The organism is Calidithermus terrae (assembly GCF_003574345.1).
Taxonomy (GTDB): Bacteria; Deinococcota; Deinococci; order Deinococcales; family Thermaceae; genus Calidithermus; species Calidithermus chliarophilus.
In genome coordinates this window covers 1-2,850 of the sequence record NZ_QXDL01000331.1, presented here as the reverse complement: position 1 = coordinate 2,850, position 2,850 = coordinate 1, and the positions used below count along the sequence as shown (strand labels likewise).

2 protein-coding genes are annotated in these 2,850 nt (G+C 77.6%); both read left to right on the top strand.

Annotated elements, in window-relative coordinates; translation table 11 throughout:
• Window positions 1-1,886: variant leucine-rich repeat-containing protein (locus Mterra_RS20230; RefSeq protein ID WP_119316738.1), on the top strand; the 1,886-nt coding region annotated here is incomplete at its 5' end.
• Window positions 1,883-2,850 (top strand): vWA domain-containing protein (locus tag Mterra_RS20225; RefSeq protein WP_119316737.1); only part of this gene is annotated, 968 nt, incomplete at its 3' end. The genes Mterra_RS20230 and Mterra_RS20225, both read left to right, overlap by 4 nt.

The window sequence follows — 2,850 nt, the reverse complement described above, 5'->3', positions numbered from 1 at the left end:
TCCCCGCCCGCGCCCTGCGCCCCTTCGCCTTCGACGAGGACTGGCGCATCCGGCAGGCGGTGGCGGCCAACCCCCGCCTGGACCGGCGCCTGCTGCGCCGGCTGGGCGAGGACCCCGACCGCGACGTGCGCAAGGCCGTGGCCGCCAACCTGCGCACGCCCCCGGCCGTGCTCGAGCGCCTGCTGGCCGACCCCGACGAGGAGGTGCGGCAGGCGGCCCTGGCGAACCCGGCCGCGCCGGGCGAGACGCTGGGCTGGCTCGAGCGCCTGCGCTCGGCCGACCCCGCCTTGAGCCCCGAGCTGCTGGCCCACCTCGCGCTGGAGAAGCCCTGGGCCCGCCGCTGGGCCGCCGCCCACCCCGCCCTGCCCGAGGCCGTGCTGGAGAGCTGCGCCAAGGACGCGGAGTGGCAGACCCGCCAGGCCGTGGCCCACAACCCCGGCACGCCCCCTCAGGTGCTGGCCCTGCTGGGCGGCGACCCCGACCACGACGTGCGCCAGGCGGTGGCCCAGCACCCCGCCACCCCGCTGGAGGCCCTGCGCGCGCTGGCCCAGGACGAGAACCCCGAGGTGCGCATCCGGGTGGCCCGGCGGCGGGGACTCGAGCCCGCGCTGCTCGAGGCGCTCGCCGCCGACACCCACTGGATGGTGCGGCAGGCCGTGGCCCAAAACCCCTCCGCCCCGCCCGAGGTGCTGCACCGGCTCTTCGAGGACCCCGACCGCGACGTGCGCCAGGCCGCCGGGGAGAACCCCGCGCTGCCGCTGCCGGCGGTGCGGGCGTTGTTCGCCCCCTTCCCCGGGGCCGGGGCTTCGGCGCTGGAGCTCTACCGCCGCATCCGCGCCGGGGGCTCCCCGGTGGACGCGGCCGTGCTGGCCCACCTGGGCCGGGGCGAGGAGTGGCCGCGCCAGCTCGCCGCCCGCCACCCCGACACGCCCCGCGCCACCTTGCTCGAGCTCCTCGCCGACGAGAACTGGCGGGTGCGCCAGGCCCTCACCCACAACCCCGCCCTGCCCCCTGACCTCCTCACCTGGCTGGCCCAGGACAGCGACGCCGACGTGCGCCAGGGGGTCGCCCTGCACCCTTCGACCCCGCCCGCCGTCCTGCTGGGCCTGGCCCAGGACGAGCACCTCGAGGTGCGCCGCAAGGCCGCGCAGAACCCCAACCTGCCCGAAGGGGCGCTGCTGTGGCTGCTGCTCGACGAGGACGAGGGCCTGCGGGCGGCGGTGCGGGCCAACCCCGCGCTCACCCCCGCCACCCTCGAGCAGGTGCGGCAGGTGGAGGCGCTGGAGCCGCTGGGGCCCGACCTGCTCGAGCAGCTCGCCCGCGGCTCGGCCCACTGCCGCCGCCTGGCCGCGGCCAACCCTTCGGTGCCCCGCGCGGTGCTCGAGCGCTTGGTCCCCGACTCCGACTGGCGGGTGCGGCAGGCCGCCGCCCGCAACCCGGCCACCCCGCCCGACCTCCTCGCCGCCCTGGCCGCCGACGCCGACCGCGACGTGCGCGAGGCCGTGGCCCGCCACCCGGGCGTGGGGGAGGGGGCGCTCGAGGCCCTGCTCGCCGACCCCGACGAGCTGGTGCGCCGCAGCGCCTGGCGCAACCCCGGCGCGGGCGAGGGCCTGCGCCGCTCCAGCCGGGAGCGCCTGCTGCGCGAGGGCTGCCGCTCGCGCTACGCGCTCAACCGCGCGGTGGCCCTGGCGCACCCCGAGACCCCGCCCGCCGAGCTGCGCAAGGTGCGCCACTGGGCCGCGGGGGAGTGGCTGGTGCGCTACGCCCTGGCCCGCAACCCCGCCGCGCCGCTCGAGGTGCTGCGCCACCTGGCGGCCTTCGACGGCAACCGCGCGGTGCGGGCGGCGGCCCAGGAGGCCCTGCGCGAGCGGGAGGCCCAGCCGTGAAGGAGCCCGCGTCCTCCGAGGCCCTCGAGCGCCGCTTCTCGGCCGCGCTGCTGCGCATCCGCAGCCGCTCGCCCTTCTTCGCCACCCTGGCCCTCTTCGCCCGCTTCCGCCCCTCCCGCGAGGTCGCCACCGCCGCCACCGACGGGCGTGACGTGTTCTACAACCCCGCCTTCATGGGCCAGCTCCCCGAGCGCGAGCTCGAGGGGGTGCTGCTGCACGAGGTGCTCCACGCCGCCCACCTCCACGTCGCCCGGCGCTCGCGCCGCGACCCCCGCCTGTGGAACATCGCCGCCGACATCGTGGTCAACGGCATCCTGCGCGACCACGGCTTCGAGCTGCCCCAGGGCGCGCTCTTCGACCCGGCCCTCGAGCGCTACAGCGTGGAGGAGGTCTACGCCCTGCTGCTCAAGCACGGCCACCCCTACGAGCTGCCCGGCCTGGACCTGCTCGAGGCCGCCCCCGCCGACGCCGAGGGCGAGGAGCGGGAGGGCTACGGCGACCCCGGCGACCGCAGGGGCCCGCGCGCTAAGGGCTTGGGCGAGGACTCGCTGAGCGAGGCGAGGAAGAGCGAGCTCGAGGCCCACTGGGCCCGCGCCAACCAGCAGGCCGCCACCCTGGCCCGCGGCGTGCACAAGGGCGACACCCCGGCCGGGCTCGAGCGCCTGCTCGGCGCCGCCAGCCCGCCCCGCCTCGACTGGCGCGCCCTGCTGTGGCGCTTCCTCACCGCCACCCCCACCGACTTCGAGGGCTTCGACCGCCGCTTCCTGGGCCGCGGCCTCTACCTCGAGGCCCTGCAGGGCCAGAAGCTGCGGGTCTACCTCGCCGTCGATACCTCCGGCTCCGTCGATGACGCCCAGGTCCAGACCTTCCTCGCCGAGGTCCAGGGCATCCTGCGCGCCTACCCCCAGCTCGAGGTCTGGCTCTACTACGCCGACGCCGCCCTCTACGGCCCCCACCTCCTCGG